General features: G+C 36.9%; 16 protein-coding genes. 7 read left to right on the plus strand and 9 right to left on the minus strand.

What is annotated here, in order from left to right; translation table 11 throughout:
• Nucleotides 1-146: 146 nt before the first annotated feature.
• The 5 genes from FEU33_RS11540 to aceA form a co-directional block, all read right to left on the minus strand.
• Entirely contained in the window at nt 147-806 is a 660-nt protein-coding gene (locus FEU33_RS11540) for a potassium channel family protein (RefSeq protein ID WP_146549511.1), read from the minus strand.
• A 243-nt stretch (nt 807-1049) separates the two neighbouring features.
• Nucleotides 1050-1499, minus strand: a complete 450-nt coding sequence (locus FEU33_RS11545) for a TlpA disulfide reductase family protein (RefSeq protein ID WP_146549512.1) — start codon at nt 1497-1499, stop codon at nt 1050-1052.
• Nucleotides 1500-1908: 409 nt separating this feature from the next.
• Entirely contained in the window at nt 1909-2031 is a 123-nt protein-coding gene (locus FEU33_RS19015; protein WP_208219434.1) for a YhfH family protein, read from the minus strand.
• 48 nt (nt 2032-2079) lie between these two features.
• Entirely contained in the window at nt 2080-3678 is a 1599-nt protein-coding gene (gene aceB, locus FEU33_RS11550) for a malate synthase A (RefSeq protein ID WP_425328609.1), read from the minus strand.
• A gap of 171 nt (nt 3679-3849) precedes the next feature.
• Nucleotides 3850-5133, minus strand: coding sequence for an isocitrate lyase (aceA, locus tag FEU33_RS11555; protein WP_146549514.1), 1284 nt, complete (start codon nt 5131-5133; stop codon nt 3850-3852).
• Between the two features lie 199 nt (nt 5134-5332).
• Here aceA and FEU33_RS11560 point away from each other — a divergent pair, with 199 nt between their 5' ends.
• The 7 genes from FEU33_RS11560 (at nt 5333) to FEU33_RS11590 (ending at nt 12607) form a co-directional block, all read left to right on the plus strand.
• A complete protein-coding gene (locus FEU33_RS11560) occupies nt 5333-6004 on the plus strand; it encodes a LytTR family DNA-binding domain-containing protein (protein ID WP_146549515.1) in 672 nt (223 codons plus the stop codon).
• Nucleotides 6005-6789: 785 nt separating this feature from the next.
• Nucleotides 6790-7332 (plus strand): helix-turn-helix domain-containing protein, encoded by a 543-nt coding sequence (locus FEU33_RS11565; protein ID WP_146549516.1) that lies wholly within the window; start codon nt 6790-6792, stop codon nt 7330-7332.
• A 16-nt stretch (nt 7333-7348) separates the two neighbouring features.
• Nucleotides 7349-8452 carry an ABC transporter ATP-binding protein gene (locus FEU33_RS11570; RefSeq protein WP_146549517.1) on the plus strand — a complete coding sequence of 368 codons (1104 nt, stop codon included), beginning with the start codon at nt 7349-7351 and terminating at the stop codon, nt 8450-8452.
• Nucleotides 8445-9266, plus strand: coding sequence for an ABC transporter permease (locus tag FEU33_RS11575; protein WP_146549518.1), 822 nt, complete (start codon nt 8445-8447; stop codon nt 9264-9266). Before FEU33_RS11570 ends, FEU33_RS11575 begins: the two co-directional genes overlap by 8 nt.
• A complete protein-coding gene (locus FEU33_RS11580) occupies nt 9250-10044 on the plus strand; it encodes an ABC transporter permease (protein WP_146549519.1) in 795 nt (264 codons plus the stop codon). The genes FEU33_RS11575 and FEU33_RS11580 overlap by 17 nt, the downstream gene beginning before the upstream one ends.
• Entirely contained in the window at nt 10041-11114 is a 1074-nt protein-coding gene (locus tag FEU33_RS11585; RefSeq protein WP_146549520.1) for an ABC transporter substrate-binding protein, read from the plus strand. Before FEU33_RS11580 ends, FEU33_RS11585 begins: the two co-directional genes overlap by 4 nt.
• Nucleotides 11115-11437: 323 nt before the next feature.
• Nucleotides 11438-12607, plus strand: coding sequence for an MFS transporter (locus tag FEU33_RS11590; protein ID WP_146549521.1), 1170 nt, complete (start codon nt 11438-11440; stop codon nt 12605-12607).
• Nucleotides 12608-12744: 137 nt separating this feature from the next.
• Here FEU33_RS11590 and FEU33_RS11595 read toward each other — a convergent pair whose 3' ends face one another.
• From FEU33_RS11595 to FEU33_RS11610, 4 genes are read right to left on the minus strand one after another with little or no spacing between them, the layout of a single operon-like run.
• Entirely contained in the window at nt 12745-15339 is a 2595-nt protein-coding gene (locus FEU33_RS11595; protein WP_146549522.1) for a VWA domain-containing protein, read from the minus strand.
• Nucleotides 15323-17086, minus strand: coding sequence for a vWA domain-containing protein (locus tag FEU33_RS11600; protein ID WP_146549523.1), 1764 nt, complete (start codon nt 17084-17086; stop codon nt 15323-15325). The genes FEU33_RS11595 and FEU33_RS11600 overlap by 17 nt, the downstream gene beginning before the upstream one ends.
• Nucleotides 17087-17096: 10 nt before the next feature.
• Nucleotides 17097-17975: a DUF58 domain-containing protein gene (locus FEU33_RS11605; protein ID WP_146549524.1), complete on the minus strand. Its 879-nt coding sequence runs from the start codon at nt 17973-17975 to the stop codon at nt 17097-17099.
• Nucleotides 17972-18967 carry an AAA family ATPase gene (locus FEU33_RS11610; protein WP_146549525.1) on the minus strand — a complete coding sequence of 332 codons (996 nt, stop codon included), beginning with the start codon at nt 18965-18967 and terminating at the stop codon, nt 17972-17974. Before FEU33_RS11610 ends, FEU33_RS11605 begins: the two co-directional genes overlap by 4 nt.
• Nucleotides 18968-18976: the final 9 nt, after the last annotated feature.

Consider the following 18976-nt stretch of genomic DNA (forward strand, 5'->3'; position numbering starts at 1 on the left):
AAGATAAAAACAGAGCACAGAATGCTGTTATACTAGCATCTATGCTCTGTTTTTTTAGTATGTTTTTGAGTGAAAAAGTTGATTGAATGCAATGCTTGTCTTTGTCTACGCTCTTCAAGCCTTATCAAACATTATTCTGTTCAGTATCAATTTAGCATTTTTTTCTCAAAGCGATTAATATCCGCATCTGCACCGATAACAATCAGCACATCACCTTCATGAATCACTTCATCAGCTTGAGGCGAAACGATAATGTCCATCTCACGTTTTATAGCCACGATAGTAATACCATAACGTGCTCGAATATCTAAGCCAATAATCGTATGTCCTTCAAGTTGATCGTTTGCCTTTATCTCCATAATCGAGTGCTCATCTGAAAGCTCCAAATAATCAAGTACATTATTCGACATCATATTGTTGGCTATTCGAATGCCCATATCGCGTTCTGGATGTACCACATGATCGGCCCCTATTTTTCGGAGTACTTTTTCATGATAATCATTCTGAGCTTTTACTGTAATTTTTTGTACGCCAATTTCTTTTAACATGAGTGTGGTTAAAATGCTTGATTGGATATCATCACCGATAGCCACAATAACATGTTCAAAATTTCGAATCCCTAAAGATTTTAGAACAGACTCGTCTGTTGTATCCGCAACAACCGCTTGAGTAGCAATCGTAGCGAATTCATCAACTCGTTCTGGATGCTTATCGATTGCCATTACTTCCGCACCTTGATGTATAAGTTCATTGACAATACTGCCTCCAAATCGACCTAAACCGATGACAACAAATTCCTTTTTCATGCGAAATACCTCCAATTCCGTAGCACACCACAAAGCCATATCCCCATCTATTTTAGCAGACAAACTCATTTTTTGCTTTCAATATACAGAAAAAAGGGATGGCTAAAATTCATGCAATCATTAAAATCTACTCCATATGTTCTTACTTTTTAAGCAGAAGGTCCTTCGTTTCTACTCTATCCATCAAAAATAGCATGATAGGATACTCCTAACCATGCTATCTCCTCTTTTAGGAAAATGAAATTAAAAACGCACTTCATCTAGTACTCGTTTAACACGCAATTCCAGCATTTTCATACCACTACTGCCTGCTTGAAAGTGGCGAAGTTTACCGTTTTTATCGAACACATAATAGGAAGGGACATATTGGTTTTCAAAAATATCAGTAAGTTTCCTCTTGCTATCAACAAAAATTGGTTGCGTGATACCATGTTCTGCTGCAACCTTTTTGATCTCTCCAAGATCCAAGTCTTTTTCAGAACGTGGCATATGAACTGCAACTACGTTTAGTTTATCTTTATATCGATCACGGAATTTATTCACTTCTGGCATAGCTTCTTTACATGAATGACAGCTAATGGACCAGAAGTGAATTAAAGTTGGTTTTTTCCCGACTAAATCAGCTTTTGAAACTTCACCATTTACCCAAGCGGCTTCGCCTTCTAGTTCTGGTATTTCTGAACGTAATCTCATCGTATGTTCACCCCATAAATTTTAGTTCCTACGATGTTACTATATGCATTTTTTAAAAAAAGGACCTAATCTAGGTTAGGAATCCCTTGGTTTTTATACGCCAGGCATATCACAAGGATGGATAAATGTTCTTTAGCTATTGTAGCTGCCTCTTTATTTTCATTGCTTCAATCATTTGCCGGATAAAGATAAAAACAATGAACCGCTTCTTTAAAAAGAAGTAATCCATTGTTAAATTTAGAGAGATTGTGCATATTAAGTTGCCCCTTTGATTGATCTCCTATTTCATAAATCCCCCTTTAAAACTCATGCAATAGTAGAAGGGATAAAGGCAACTATCTTATTCGATTGGTTCAACGAAAACACCCAGTGGGAAGATGAAGAAATTCCTACTGGGTGAAGTTTCACTTTATTCTTCTTTACTACCTAGGCAGCGTTCACATTCATATAATGTGGATTCGACCTGTTCTACAATTTCGCACCCACATTCTACACAAACTTTTGGATATTTTTCATTTTGCTCGTTTTGCATACTATCTCCTCCTATTATAAGTGAATGTTTGGCTATCATAATCTCATATTAAGAAATATGTTGATAACTTGGTATTGTCAAAAATTCCTCGAAATCATCTTGCAGTGTTAAATCCGTAAATATGTCTGCAGCCTCTTGATAACGTCCATTGATAAAGTTTTCTTTTCCTATTTGTTTTTCAATTTTATGTAGCTCTTGTTTCAAGATTTCTTTGAATAAAGCTACATCAATTTTTTGACCATTTTCTAATTTTCCCTCAGGATGTCTAATCCACTGCCATACTTGTGTACGAGATATTTCAGCAGTTGCTGCATCTTCCATCATATTATTGATCGGAGCGGCGCCATTTCCTCGTAACCAAGAAGCAATATATTGAACCCCTACACTGCAATTAAGGCGCAAACCATCTTCAGTAATCGTCCCTTTTGGAACTTCCAATAAATCTTTAGCTGTCACTTGAACATCATCCCGCTTACGCTGAATTTGATTAGGTGTTTTCATATACTGATCAAATTCTTTCATGGCTACAGGTACTAATCCCGGATGTGCTACCCATGTTCCATCATGTCCGTCAGTTACTTCACGTTTTTTATCTTCGCGAACTTTTTCAAAAGCAATCTCATTTGCTTCAGGATCACCTTTTATCGGAATTTGTGCAGCCATCCCGCCTATCGCAGGTGCATTACGTTTATGACAAGTTTGAATACATAATTGTGTATACGCTCTCATAAATGGTGAAGTCATCGTTACTTGACCTCTATCTGGTAAAATAACATTTGAATGGTTACGTAGTCGTTTGATGTAGCTGAAGATATAATCCCAGCGTCCACAATTTAAACCAGCTGAATGATCCTTTAACTCATATAAGATCTCATCCATTTCAAATGCTGCTGTGATCGTTTCGATTAATACGGTCGCTTTAATCGTTCCCTGTGGAATCCCTAAATAATCTTGCGAGTAGACGAAGATATCATTCCAAAGTTTTGCTTCCAAATGGCTCTCTAGCTTTGGTAAATAGAAGTATGGTGCTGTACCGCGCTCAATCAGTTCCTGTACATTGTGGAAAAAATACAACCCAAAATCGAAAAAGCTACCAGAGATCGGAACACCATTTATTTCTATGTTTCTTTCGGTTAAATGCAAACCACGTGGGCGAACTAATAAAGTGGCTGTTTTGTCATTTAAACGATACTCTTTTCCTGTTGATGCTTGTATGAAAGAAATCGTTTTACGAATGGCATCATATAAATTGATTTGACCTTCAATCATATTTTCCCAAGTTGGCGATGTTGCATCTTCAAAATCCGCCATGAAAATTTTTGCACCGGAATTTAAGGCATTGATAATCATTTTCCGGTCAACAGGACCTGTAATCTCTACACGGCGATCTTGCAAATCTTGGGGTAACGGAGCAATTGTCCAGTTACCTTCACGAATGGACTTGGTTTCATCCAAAAAGTTCAAAGTAGCACCATCATCTAGCTTTTTTTGACGTTCTTCTCTTTGTTTTAATAATTTTTTTCTTCTGTCGTTAAATTGTAGCTGTAATGATGCGACAAATTGCAATGCATCAAGTGTTAAAACTCTCTCTGTGGATGCGTTTTGTTTTCCTTTTATTTCAATAACAGGTGTGGCTGCTTGCTGAATCCCCAAATTAATCATCCTTTCAAATTAGCTACATAGAAAAAAATGAAAGGTCGTTTGCTATTATTTTTCTAATGATGAACAATTTAAACTAGAATCATTGTAAGCGATTTAAATATAGATCATTTTAAACTAGAAAATTTTACAAACAACCTCATTTGATCAATCGTTTGATTAGACAAATTGTGCAGTTTCAGTAGAACCTCCCATAGCTGTTGTTGAAGATGTACCACCTGAAATAACTTGTGATACTTCATCAAAATAGCCAGTACCTACTTCACGTTGATGTTTTGTTGCTGTATAGCCATTAGCTTCACTTGCAAATTCTTCTTGTTGTAATCTTGAATAAGCTGCCATACCATGATCTTTGTATTCGTGAGCTAGTTTGAACATGCTATGGTTCAGTGCATGGAAACCTGCTAATGTAACAAATTGGAATTTATATCCTAATTTACTTAGTTCGATTTGGTACTTAGCAATTGTTTCCTCATCCAAGTTTGCCTTCCAGTTGAAAGATGGTGAACAATTATACGCTAGAGGTTTTCCTGGGAATTTTGCATGAATCGCTTCAGCAAATTTTTTCGCTTCTTCTAAATCTGGTTTAGAAGTTTCACACCAAATTAGATCTGCATATGGAGCGTAAGCTAAACCACGAGCAATCGCTTGGTCAATCCCTGCTTTTGTACGGAAGAAACCTTCTGGTGTTCTTTCACCTGTGATGAACTCAGCATCTCTAGGATCAATATCACTCGTTACCATGTCTGCTGCGTCTGCATCGGTACGTGCGATCAAGATCGTAGGAACACCTAAAACATCTGTTGCAAGACGTCCTGCAATTAAGTTACGAATAGCATTTTGTGTTGGTAACAATACTTTCCCGCCTAAATGACCACATTTTTTCTCGGATGCTAATTGGTCCTCAAGGTGAACACCTGCAGCACCAGCTTCGATCATCGATTTGACCAATTCAAAAACATTTAAAGGACCTCCAAATCCTGCCTCTGCATCTGCAACGATTGGAGCAAACCAGTCGAAATCGTCTTTACGGCCTTCCGCATGATCGATTTGATCTGCACGTTGAAGAGCTTGATTGATACGTTTTACGACTTGTGGTACAGAGTTCGCAGGATATAATGATTGGTCCGGATACATTTGACCTGCAAGATTCGCGTCAGCTGCTACTTGCCAACCACTTAAATAAATCGCTTTCAATCCTGCTTTTACTTGTTGTACTGCTTGATTACCTGTTAGGGCTCCCAATGCATTGATGAAATCTTCTTCGTGTAACGACTTCCAAAGGCGTTGTGCACCTTTTTCCGCTAAAGTATGTTGAATTTGTACAGAACCTTGAAGTTTTACTACTTCTTCTGCTGTATAAGGACGTTCAATCCCTTTCCAACGATCTTCAGTCGCCCAGCTTTTTTTCAATTGTTCGATTTTTTGTTGTCTTGTTGACATATTCATCTTCATCTCCCATTTTTCTTTGTTGAACGCTAGCTTACTATATAAAATACACCCCTATATTTTGTTGCATAACAGCTAACGTTGTTGTAAACTAATATACAACAGACTTTGTATTTTGTTATTATTTTTGGATGAAATCCCCTTTTTTTTAGATGAATAAACGAATTTTAAAGATGAGTAGGGAGGAAGAAAAATGGCACAGGAAACAGATATTTCTGCGAAGGAGTTAGCAAATCAGTATTATAATTTATTGGCAGACTGGATACCTCAAGATGCTTCACTTGCCATAGCCGTTGGGGAAACTTACGTTTACTATATGGCGGGGGCATATGATATTCTTTTAGAAAATGGAAAAAAGATAAAAACAGGAAGTATTGCAGATCAAGTGATTCAAAAAAGAAAAAAAGTTGAAGCTGTTATAGATCAGGAACTTTTAGGTATCCCATATTACGGTATTGGGTATCCCATCGATTTCTTAGGGCAACCTGCCGCTTTAATCATTATTTTGTCTCCTGATCATCCTGTCATTAAAAAAAACCCTTTTCGCTTCATAACAGGGAAACAGCAGGATGAATGGGTTCCGATTTCAATCGATAAAATTTCACATTTTGAAAGTTTAAATAAGAAGAATTGGTTTTATGCTGATGGAGAACAATACAAAGTCAATTTAACATTAAAAGAACTTTTTAAAAGATTACCTGACTATTTTTTAAGGATTCATCGTTCCTATATTATTAACATCCATGCGATCAATCGCATTACACGCGATTATTCTTCAAATCTACTTATTATGATGAAAGACGGATCAGAGTTGCCCGTCAGCAGTTCTTATCTAAATGAAGTAAAACAAATTCTTGAACTATAGCTATGAGGTGAAACTTCGCTCAGTGAGGATTTTCTCTATCCCTCACTGGGTGTTTGTTGAAGCAATCAGGCTTTTACAGACAGTTAATTCCACACTGATCCTCTGTTTTTTTCGTTCAAACCAATTTTTCATGTATGGTCAAGAGCAATCACACAAAGAAAATGAGCAGACATTTTCGAGGACTCGAGCAAGCCTTCACTCCAGTCCATATAGATGGAGTTAACAATAGAAAGTTTTTCAAGTTTATGATCACATATTCATCCTTACTTTTTCCTACTCAACGCCTGATTCTATAAATGACTATTTTTCATTACATAATGAATCCATTTTATAATGAAAATCTAGATAAAAGGTACGAACATTCATCATAAAGTGAAACTTCTTTTCGAAGTGGTTTTCTTCCCCACTCCGAATCCATTTCATAATGTAAAATTCAGATAAAAAACATGAACATTAATATTCAGAAATTTTTATTCCGCTCCAGATGTTCATTGAAACTCCCACTACTTTTTTTGCGAATGATAGATTTCCACACTGTTCCTCTTACTTTTTTACTAAAATCTTTTTATGAGAACCTTACTACCCGTTAATCCCGAAATAAAATGGAAAAAATAAATTTATTTTTACGAAAAAAAGGTTGAAAAAAGCGCCTAATTTTGTATAATAAATAGCGTTTTAGTAAACTCAAAGTTTTGTTAAAGTAAACTTTTATCACTTTAAGTTGGGTAAAAGTAAACTACCATTATGTTTACATATCGGAAATATCGGAGGAGGAGTTCCTATAGATGCAAATCGGGAAAAAAATAAAACGACTTCGTCTAAAAAAAGGACTTACCCAAGAAGAACTGGGTGAAAGAACGGACTTGAGCAAAGGATACATCTCTCAATTAGAAAGAGATCTAAACTCTCCTTCTATCGAAACTCTTTTCGCCTTATTAGAGGTTCTCGGTTCAACACCAAAGGAGTTTTTTGATGATGAAGTTGAGGAACAAAAAGTTGTATATACCGCAGAAGACCATACCATTTACACGGACGAAGAGAAAAAATATTGTATTGAGTGGCTTATTCCCACCTCCAATGAAAAAGAAATGGAACCAGTCATGATTACTTTCGAGGAACATGGAGAATTCAAGCAATTTGAACCATCCTTATCTGAAACTTTTATATATGTTTTAGAAGGGCGTGTAAGACTCGTTTTAGGTAAACAAGAATTTGTGGCATCAAAAGGAAATACGATTTACTTTGATGCTTCTGATCATCATCAATTATTCAATGATGTTGCTGGCAAATCGGAAATTTTACTTGTCGCAACAGAATCATATTTATAGCTTAGGAGGTCAGTAAATGTCAGAAAACACAATTATTCGCTTTGATCATGTTTCCAAATCTTATAATGACGGAACTGTTGTATTGAAGGATATAAGCTTTGAAATGGAACGGGGGAAATTCTATACTTTACTTGGTCCATCAGGCTGCGGCAAAACAACGATCTTACGTCTTATCGCAGGTTTCATGGAACCAACCAATGGCGATATTTATTTTAACGGTAAAAAGATTAATAACGTTCCTGCGAATGAACGCCAAGTTAACACCGTATTCCAAGACTATGCACTTTTTCCGCACTTAAATGTCTTTGAGAATGTTGCATTTGGTTTACGTATTAAAAAAATAAATGAAGCAGAAATTATCAAAAGAGTAGAAGAAGCCTTAAAATTTGTCAACTTAACTGGTTACAACGAAAGAGAGATCTCTGAAATGTCTGGAGGGCAACGTCAACGTGTTGCGATTGCAAGAGCTATTGTGAACGATCCTGAAATCATCCTATTAGATGAACCACTCTCTGCGCTAGATTTAAAGCTTCGTACAGAAATGCAATATGAACTTCGGGAATTACAACAACGTTTAGGCAAAACATTTGTATTTGTTACACATGATCAAGAGGAAGCGTTAGCAATGTCAGATGAAATCTTTGTCTTGAATGAAGGACATATTCAACAAAGCGGCTCTCCAGTTGATATTTACGATGAACCGATCAATCGTTTTGTAGCTGATTTCATCGGTGAATCGAATATTGTACCGGGAATCATGGTAAAAGACTTTGAGGTCACTTTTACTGATAAAACCTTTGAATGTGTGGACAAGGGGCTTAATCCAAATGAAAAAGTGGATATTGTGATTCGTCCAGAAGATTTAGAAATCACTAGTGTTGAGCATGGGAAACTTGTTGTTACAGTAGATACCCAGCTTTTCCGTGGCGTCCATTATGAACTTTCAACCTATGATCAGGATGGTAACGAATGGCTTGTACATTCATTGAAAAAAGCAGATGTTGGTGCAGAAATCGGCTTAGACTTTGATCCCGAAGCTATTCACGTTATGCGATTAAACGAATCGGAAGAAGATTTTGATAGACGATTAGAATCTTATGGAGAAGAAAATCATGCGTAGAAAAGGGAATTTATTTTCACTTATCCCCTACTATATTTGGATTCTCTTATTTGTTATTGCACCAATTCTTTTAGTCGTCTATTATTCATTGCTAGATTTAAACGGTCACTTTACTTTAAATAATTATACGAACTTTTTTACAAGTGTTTATCTGAAAATGACGTTAAGTTCATTTTGGTATGCGTTTCTAATCACATTATTTTCATTATTCGTATCTTATCCAGCGGCTTATCTCATTACAAAATTAAAGCATAAGCAGCTTTGGTTGATCTTAATCATTATTCCTTCGTGGATCAATCTATTATTAAAAACATATGCATTTATCGGTATTTTCGGCAATAAAGGACCGATTAATGCTTTTGTCCAAGCAATAGGTTTACCCAATCAGCAAATTTTGTTTACAGATTTCGCCTTTGTTTTTGTAGCTGTATATATCTTTATTCCCTTTATGATCTTACCGATTTTCAATGCGCTTGATAAACTAAACCCTGCATTGATCGATGCAGCACGTGATTTGGGGGCTTCTAAATTTACAACATTACGTAGAATCATTATCCCTTTGACAATGAATGGGATCAAATCTGGCGTTCAAGCCGTATTCATACCTTCCCTTTCTCTTTTTATGATTACTCGCTTGATCGCTGGTAACCGTGTCATTACACTCGGTACTGCAATTGAAGAGCAATTCTTAGTAACACAAAATTGGGGAATGGGTTCGACAATCGCTGTATTCTTGATCATCTTTATGTTTATCATCATGCTCTTTACGGGTGAAAAACGGAAGGGGGCATCACGTCATGGAAAAACTCAGTAAAAAAGCAAAGCTCTATTTATCTTTTGTCTTTGTTGTTCTTTATGCACCGATTCTATTCTTAGTGTTTTATTCTTTCAATAGTGGCGACTCTATGACAAATTTTAAATCCTTTACATTCAGTCACTATTCCGATGTTTTTAACGATTCAAGATTGATGGTGATTTTGATCAATACAATTGTGGTCGCACTATTATCTGCTTTAATCTCAACCATCATTGGCACGCTTGGTTCGATTGGGATCGTTGCCATACGTAATCGTAAACTTCGAAATATGGTGTTATCATTAAATAATATTCTCATTGTCAGCCCAGATGTTATTATTGGCGCTTCATTTTTAATATTATTTACAATGGTTGGCATTAAATTAGGCTTTGCTTCTGTTTTACTTTCTCATGCAGCATTTAGTATTCCCATCGTTGTCCTAATGGTTTTGCCCAAGTTGCAAGAAATGAGTTCATCATTGATTGATGCAGCATTGGATTTAGGTGCTAGCCGCCGAGATGTATTGACACGAGTTATTTTACCATTTATCAAGCCTGGGATTTTCGCAGGTTTCTTTATGGCTCTCACTTACTCATTGGATGATTTTGCTGTAACCTTCTTTGTCACTGGTAATGGATTTAGTACTTTATCTGTTGAAATATACTCAATGGCTAGAGCTGGAGTTTCTTTAACAGTGAATGCAATCTCCGGTTTGGTGCTATTTGTCACATTAATCCTTGTATTAGGCTATTACTTTATCATCAATCATCAAACAAGAACGGGGGCTCATAAATGAAATCACTAGTGCGAGCAACCATTGGTATTCTACTTGTATGTGGTATTCTTATGTACACTGCACATGCTATGGATACAACTACAGGTAAATCCGGGAAAAACATATTAACCGTCTATAACTGGGGAGAATACATTGATCCAGCTTTACTGAAAAAGTTTGAAAAAGAAACAGGCATTCATGTCATATATGAAACATTTGATTCGAATGAAGCAATGATGACAAAAATCGAGCAAGGTGGGACAAACTACGATATTGCCGTACCGTCAGAATATGCCATCGAGCAAATGAAAGAACGTCATCTATTGAAAAAAATTGATCATTCTAAAATCCCAAATTTCAAAAATATGGATGCTGATTTTTTAAATCTTGATTTTGATAAAAAGAACGAATACTCTATCCCTTATTTTTGGGGCACGGTTGGAATTGTTTATAATACAAAACTGTTAAAGGGATATGACTTTAACAGTTGGAATGATCTGTGGGACCCCTCTTTAAAGGGGAAAATCATCTTAGTTGATAGTGCACGCGAAGTAATGGGTGTAGGTTTAAATAGTATGGGAAAATCCCTTAACTCAACAGATAGTGATGAGCTAAATGCCGCTACTCAAAAACTGATCAAAATGGCGCCCAATGTGAAGGCCGTTATAGGAGATGAAGTCACACAGCTGATGATCAACGGCGATGCTGAAGCAGCATTAACCTGGTCAGGTCAAGCCGCTGATATGATGTATGAAAACGAAGATTTAACATACAGCGTTCCTGAAGAAGGCTCAAATTTATGGTTTGATAATATGGTTATTCCCAAAACAGCCAAGAACATAGATGGTGCTCATCAGTTTATCAACTTCATGTTGGATCCTAAAGTAGCTGCTCAAAATGCCGATTATGTAGGTTACTCCACACCTAACAAAGCAGCGTTAAAATTACTCGATCCGGAAGTTGTTCATGATGAACGGTATTACCCTTCCAAAGAAATTCGCAGTAAACTTCATGTATATAAAAATTTAGGGAAAGAAAAAATTGGTGAATACAACGAATTATTCTTGAAATTTAAAATGTCTATTCGTTAAGAACAAGCGGCATTTGCCAAAACAAATAGAATACACTGGCTTTAGTAGTACAAAACCTACCAACGTAGTTTGTACTACTATTTTTTTAGCAAATATGAAGGAGGGCACCCACTTTAAGAATCGAGCCAGACTTCTTTTGCTTTTTACTGGATTTTTAAGTATAAAGTTTACTGCACGTAATACGTGATAAACGATATGAGCAGTCCCATCTTTAACACTTCTAGCCTAGATGTAATGCGTCATAGGTTGATTTAATTGAATAGCGAACATACAAACGATATAATTTGAGCTATACGAAATAAACAAGGAGAAACATAGACTATATGAAGAAAAACAATAAATTAGCACTCTTCCTATTAATCTTCAACATGTTTATCACTATGAGTGCTATTGGCTTAATTATTCCAATTATGCCAAACTTTTTGAAAGAATTTGGAGCAACAGCGAAAGTACTAGGTTATTTAATATCTATTATTGCTTTTGCCCAATTTATCTTCTCTCCGATTGCCGGTGGCTTGTCAGATCGAATCGGAAGAAAAAAATTGATTATTTTTGGCTTGATCCTCAACGGTACTAGCCAAATTTTATTTGGATTAGCTACAGATTTGTGGGAATTGTTTATTTTACGTTTTTTAACTGGTGTAGGATCTGCTTTTATCGTTCCTCCGATTATGGCATATGCTGCTGATATTTCAACAATTGACAAACGTGGTAAAACGATGGGCATAATCGGTGCAGCCATTTCCTTTGGCTTTATGATAGGACCAGGAATTGGAGGAGCACTCTCCAATGTCAACTTACACTTTCCGTTCTTTGTAGCGGGTATTGCTGCTATTATTGCAGGGATTTTGTCATTGCTCTTTTTGCCAAAAACAGTACCAACTTCCAAGGAAGCGCCAACTGATAAGAATATTATTAAACAAATGATTCGTTCAGTTCGGACACCCTATTTTGTATTATTAATTGCTGTCTTCGTATTCTCATTTGGAATTGCAAATTTCCAAGCGACATTATCCATGTTTTTAACGAATAAGTTCGACTATACACCAAATGATATTGCTATCGTGATGACAGTTGGCGGCTTTATCGGAGTCATTGTGCAAGGTTTACTACTCAACCGCTTGTTTGAACGTTTTGGTGAGATGAATATTATTCTATACAGCCTGATTGCTGCTGCCTTCTCGATGCTAGGAATGATCTTCGTCAATCGTTTCTTTTTAATCCTACTTGTGGCAACTCTATTCCAAACGGCTACAACCTTAATCCGTCCAGCTGTAAATACACTTATTTCAAAAGTGGCAGGTCAGGAGCAGGGATACGCTGCAGGGATGAACAATGCTTATATGAGCCTTGGAAATATGATCGGACCAGCAATTGCTGGAACATTATTGGACTGGCATATAAATATTCCATTTATCCTTGGTACAGTCATCTTAATCGTTTGTTATTTCATCACCTTTATCTGGAACAAAAAATCATTCTCAGCTCACTAATGATAGAAAATAATAAGCGGCATTCTCAAAGAAAGAGAAATGCCGCTTATTAAGTTAATTAGGAAAAAAAGCCGAGATCAATAGGAAGCGAAAAACTCCATGTCTCCACTTTATGGATTGTCGACCACGCCTAGCCCCTATTTTCTCTTATTCTTTAATAACACATCGACATCTAATTGATGGCTGTCGTCCTTTTTCCTTCCATTGTTATGTTTGCTTTTGCTCAGCAATCCTCGAATTTTCTGCCATCCAAATCTTCTCAATGTAATATCTATAAACAATAGGATCATCGCTATGAAAATTAACCAAATCATCATTCCTTGTTGATCGAAGCTATTATTGGGAAGCTTTCGAAAAGCCTCACTCGAATTTTTCAAAACTTTTCCGCCAGTAGCGTTAGCAATGTTCTGAAGTAACGCTGTATTTGGCTGTTGTAGCTGGTATTCCTTACTGTAAGGAATCGTTACACCTGCTTTGTACATACCATTTTCAGCATTGGTAATACTGAAATAAACAAGCCCTGGTTGACGGTCGATATAAACTTTGCTTTTCCCAGGGGCTACCGTTTCTTCTGTTGTTTCTACTTTTTTTCCTTCATCATCTACTACTGAAATATCCATAAATGCTGATTTATGCGCTGCATCTGTCACTAAATAGGAACCATCCGATTGCTGGGTAATCGAATAGGGCACCTCGTCATATGAAGGAAGAAGTTCAGAAACCGCTGTATGCCAAAATGTTGACCATTCACTCCAGCGAGCCCAATCACCCGCCCATTTTCCAGATGTATCAGATGTATAGGCAATTGATTTTCCAAGTCCATAGTTCCATTCTGCAAGTACCGGATCATCTTTTTTGCTTTTTGCAATCACCTTTGCTGTTTGTTTTGCTGTAGTCGCAATGTAAGCATTCATTTGTGGTACCCCTTCAGCAAATAACGAATCCCACGGAGCACCAGATGTAATTACTGGATAAAATGGATGGTCCTCAATATAGGTTCTTGTCATCATTGATGTTTCACGTGATAAAATAGAAGGGATCGTTTCTTCATCTGAAACATCATAAAAACGCCCCGTTCCAAAATGTGCAAGGTCTTTCAATAAAAGACGATCTGCATCATGACCAATTGCAACCGTCGATAATGTAATATTGGATTGTTTTCCTTCTTCAATAAGCTGTTCATATGAACGATTCGTTGCAGATTGACCATCTGTCAATAAAATAATATGCTTTCTTTGAAGCTTTAATGGCTTTAATTGGTTGTAAGCCATTTGAAGTGATTGAAAGATCTCTGTTCCACCATCAGGACTAATAGATAAAATATCTTTTATCGCTTGCTTTTTATTTTTCAAGGGAGCTGTATCGATAATATTCCATGGACTACTATCAAAAGCGATAAAGCCAAATGTATCATCTTTTTGAAGTAACTCTACTGAACGCACTGCCGCTTCCTTTGCCAATTCTATTTTGTTGCCTGCCATACTACCTGAACGATCCATTACGATCACTAGCCCTAAAGAGGGGAGCTGCTCTTTACTCTTTACCTCCATCTCAACAGGCAAAACCTGTTCAATAGGTGTTTGAAAATATCCTCCTAAACCATAGCTGTTATCTCCGCCCGTCATCATAAAGCCAACACCAAAGTTCTTAACCGCCTGTTCAATCATCCTCATTTTTGCTTCCCCAACTTCATGACCGGGGACATTATCAAAAATAATCGCATCATACTGCAAGTACGATGTTTGGGAAGATGGCAATTCAGAAGCTGCGACTGTTTTCACTGTAAGCTCTTTTTTTCCGATTAGTTTAGATAAAGAGGTTGATCGATCATTTGCATGAACAAGTAAAACACGAGGTGTCCCTTCTACAGTTGTAACACTCGTCCATTTATTATTTTCTAAAAATGCATCATCGGCTACCTTGAGTGTAGCTTCATATTTTAATAATCCTTCTTTTTTGCTGATATGTTTGAAAGTGATTGTATTTTTTCCTGCATCTAAAGAAACATTTTTCTCCGCAATTGTTTGATCATTTAAAGCGATGAATAGTTTTCCCTTTGTTTCCTCAGAAGCCTCAATCTGCACTTGTAATTGTTGTTCTTCACCCTTATAAGCAATATTCGGTGTTTGAAAATCTGCAATGGCTGCATCCTTCAATTGATCATTGGTCAGTTGAACAGTGTCGATTTGGATCCCATTATTCTTAAAATAATTTAGTTGATTCTCTATATTGCCTGAGGTTTCTATACCATCAGAAAGCAGCACAACACGCGTTGCCTTATTTTTTTGTAGCATATTCGTCGTCAATTGCAATGCACTTGCTATATTAGTTTCATTAGGGTTCGATACATCCTGCCATTTAGGGATTTGTATGATTTCGTTTGTTACTCCTACATCTGTTTGTATCCCCTTCGCAAAACTATAAACGCCGATGCTTTGAGAATCTTTTTTTGCCTTTAAACCTTCTTCAATCCAAGATGCCACTTCTGACTCTGTTCCTTCCAATGAGGCGGAGCGGTCCACTAGGAAAACAATTTGTTGTTCTTGAATAGGTAGCGAAATATAAGGTCTTGTAATGGCCAATAGTAAACAAAAAATCGCTAATAATCGTAAGGAAAAGATTACCCAATGCTCACGTTTTTGTAAGGTTTTCTTTTTTAAAAACCAAATCATATACACAGCAATAGGAATGGCTAATAATAGCCAAAGAGGTTGATCAATTCGTAAATCCATATCGACGCTGCACCTCCCATTCTGCTATAAGTAAACCAAGTATCATGATGATGAGAATTGTACTAAAAACCGAATCATCTTTCGCTATTGTATCTTTTTTTGAAACTTCTCCATATTGGAAGGTAGTTCCTTCAGACAATGTTTTTTCTTGCTGCTCAAGCGCTACGATGAAATAGAATGCATCATCACCATCAGATTTAGCATAATATAGCCCTGGCTTTGCTGGAGCTACAAAACTTCCGTTATCCGTTAGCGTAGTGATATATTCGTTGTCTGCTGAGTAAATATCATAGTTTTTTGGGCTATTTGGTAATGAAATAACTCTTTTTTCTCCAGGTTTAAATGTACCAAGCTGACTTTCCGTTGCTGTTAGCTTCTCCTTGACGTTCCATAAAAAAAGTGGAAATGAGGGATGTAGGGCCCAGTCCGTCATTTGCAAATCTGTTAAAACGACGATATGCCCATTTTTTGTTTGCTGGATCAATGGTTTGTCATCTATTGTTGCTAACGTTTTAGCATTTTGTACTTCAGGATAAAGTTTTTCTACATAGATATCATCAATGGGTGCATATGAAAAAAGGTTTTGATCAATTGCTTTTATATTTCCTTGAACTGGAAAAGCTTTTTGATCATCCCTCCCAATAAGTAATACTGGATTTTGCGTTTGCTTTAAAAACTGTGTTTGATTTGTTACCAGTAAATTACGTCCTTGAATCGTTTTCAATTGTTTAGAAGTAATCGTGCTTGTCGCTGGATCGATGGATTGAAATGCTTTGAAAACTAGCTGATGCAGTGATTGATCCACATAGATCCGTGACTGGTCAGTTGCAAGTAGTGCACTCATTGACTGGTCTGCTGTATATTCATCATTGACAGTCAACTTTGCTGTTAATGCCGTGGTCATCTCTAAATCATTTAGTACCGTTTTTGTTACTTGACCTGCTTTCAGACTGACATTCTTTTCTGCCATCAACTTATTGTTTGCATCATATACTTTGAGTGTAGCTTGCTGATTCTTTTTCGTTTGATTGTCAATTTGAGCGATCGCTTGGACGCCTTTTTCTGACTGAATGGCTCCAAATCGTTGAAGTGAAATATTTTGATACTTGTGGTCTGTCCCTCGTACAATCCACTTCACATTTTTAGTACGCGTCGGTAATTGTTTACGATCCATGGCATCTGTAAAAATATAGACAGCTGTTGATTTTTTTTCAATAATACTTTGTAGAAAATCCATTGTATTCGACCAATTTTCATGACCATATGTAACCTGTAATTCATCAATAGCTTTCTGGATAGTTGCTATTTTTTGCTCATCACGTAATAAAATTTTAGGCTCTGCATCGACTGTAATGATGGTTACAGATTTGCCACCGAGTTGTTTGGACAACGTATGCATTTCTTGCTTGTACTTTTCAAAGACGGATTGTTTCCCATCATCCACAAGCATCGATGCAGATGTATCTACTACCCAAATAATTTGTTCACCAGCTATAGCTTTCGATTTTATATAAGGTTGAAGTAATGTCAATATCATGAAAAGGAATAACAGCATTTGTAGATAAAATAATGTATTACGTTGTAAATGTTGTAAATATGGAGATACTTTCGTTTCTTTCATCACTTCTCTCCAAAAAAGGGTTGAAGAAACTTCCTGCACACTATATTTTTTACGAAAAAAATAATAGATGATGACAATCAGTGGAAAAACGATCGTCCATAGAAATGCCAAGTTCGAAATACCCATTTACATCACCTCACCGTATCCAATAGGCTTTCGTCAACTGCTGAAATAAAATATGTTGTATCCCATCATTCACTTTTATCGATAAAAAAGCAATGCCATATTGATGGCACAATGCCTCTAATTGCTTTTGATGTGCCATGCGCATTTGTTGATAGGAAGTAAGAACAGCTTGTGACATCGAAACGTTTAATGGCTCTTTCGTTTCCATATCTACTAATTGCACATCTCCTGTATAAGATGGAGCCATTTCTTCAGCGGTTTGTAGCTGTAAAAAGCGTACATCTCCCGCTAATTTGGGTAGTTGTTTAAAAAATATTTGCCATTCTTCTAGATGCTCCAAGCCATCAGAGATAATGATCAGAACGGTCAAATCCTTTGGTATGACTGTCAATGCGTTACGAGCAAAATTCCCCTTTGTATCCGGTTTTTCAAGCTTTGCTACTGCCTGTTCAAAGGCTTTTTGAAACCTTGCTCCTTTTTTTCTAAATGGCGGTAAAGTTGTATTGTTAACATAGCTAAAAGATAAATGATCGTCTTTGTTCAGCACCATACTTCCCAAAGCCACAGTTAATTGTTTGGCTACTTTCCATTTTTCTCTTTGTGCCATTGATTTTGTCGTATCCAATAAAATATGAACACGCATTTCCTGCTCATCTAAAAATCGTTTGATAAAATATTTTTCAGTTCTTGCTAATACATTCCAGTCCAACTGACGCACATCATCTCCGGGATGATATTCTCTGAAATCGGAAAATTCTAAGGATGAGCCCAAATATTTTGAACGATGTGACCCTTTATGTTGACCACGAATTCTAGATTTGCTCTGTAAGCTGTAACGACGAATTCTGCTGCTCCATTCTGGTGATAATGCAGTTTTCGCCTTATTCATATCAGTTTTCCTTGCTGTATGGATTCGATTAGTTGGTCGATGACTTCATCAGTTTGGAGTCCTGTAGCCTCGCCTTCATAATTTAGCAATATGCGATGGCGTAGGGCAGGTTTTGCCACCGTTTTAATATCCGCAATTGAAACATGGAAACGTCCATGCACTAAGGCTCTTGATTTAGCTAGCTTTATCATACTTTGTAATCCCCGCGGACCACTTCCATATTCCACATATTGGCGAATCATCTCGGGTGCAGTTGATTGATCTGGATGCGTCGCAACGACTAAGTCAACTGCATATTCCAGCATATCCTCCGCAATAATAACTTCCTTCACCATTTGTTGTATATCGACCAATTGTTCAGCTGATAATTTCTTTTCCAGTTCAACATGATTTGCACCAGTCGTCCTTTTCATAATTTCCATTAATTCATTTTTCGTTGGACTTGGAACGTGAATTTTACATAAGAAACGGTCCATTTGAGCTTCTGGAAGTGGATATGTTCCTTCCATTTCAATAGGATTTTGAGTGGCTAAAACAAAAAACGGTTTTGCCATTTGCTTCGTATCGCCTAGAACCGTCACCGTTTTTTCCCCCATCGCTTCAAGCAATGCACTTTGCGTTTTAGGCGTTGCACGGTTGATCTCATCGGCTAATACCATTTGGCTAAAAATGGGGCCTTCTTGAAATTTAAAATGCAATGTTCCATCAGGCATTCTTTCTATTACGCTTGTACCTGTAATATCTGTCGGCATTAAATCTGGTGTGAATTGTATCCGCGTAAAGGATAAATCTAAAACCTTTGAAATGGTGCGAATAAGCATGGTTTTCCCTAGTCCAGGAAGGCCTTCTAATAGCGCATGACCATCCGCCAATATTGCATATAGTACGAAATCAATCGTCTCCTCTTGCCCAACAATATAACGACCGATTTCTTGTCTTACCTGCTCCAGTTGTTCACTTATTTGTTCGTATTGCTCAGCAGTGTGTGCCATCGTCATTCC

The sequence above is a fragment of the Rummeliibacillus suwonensis genome (assembly GCF_007896435.1).
Classification (GTDB): Bacteria; Bacillota; Bacilli; order Bacillales_A; family Planococcaceae; genus Rummeliibacillus; species Rummeliibacillus suwonensis.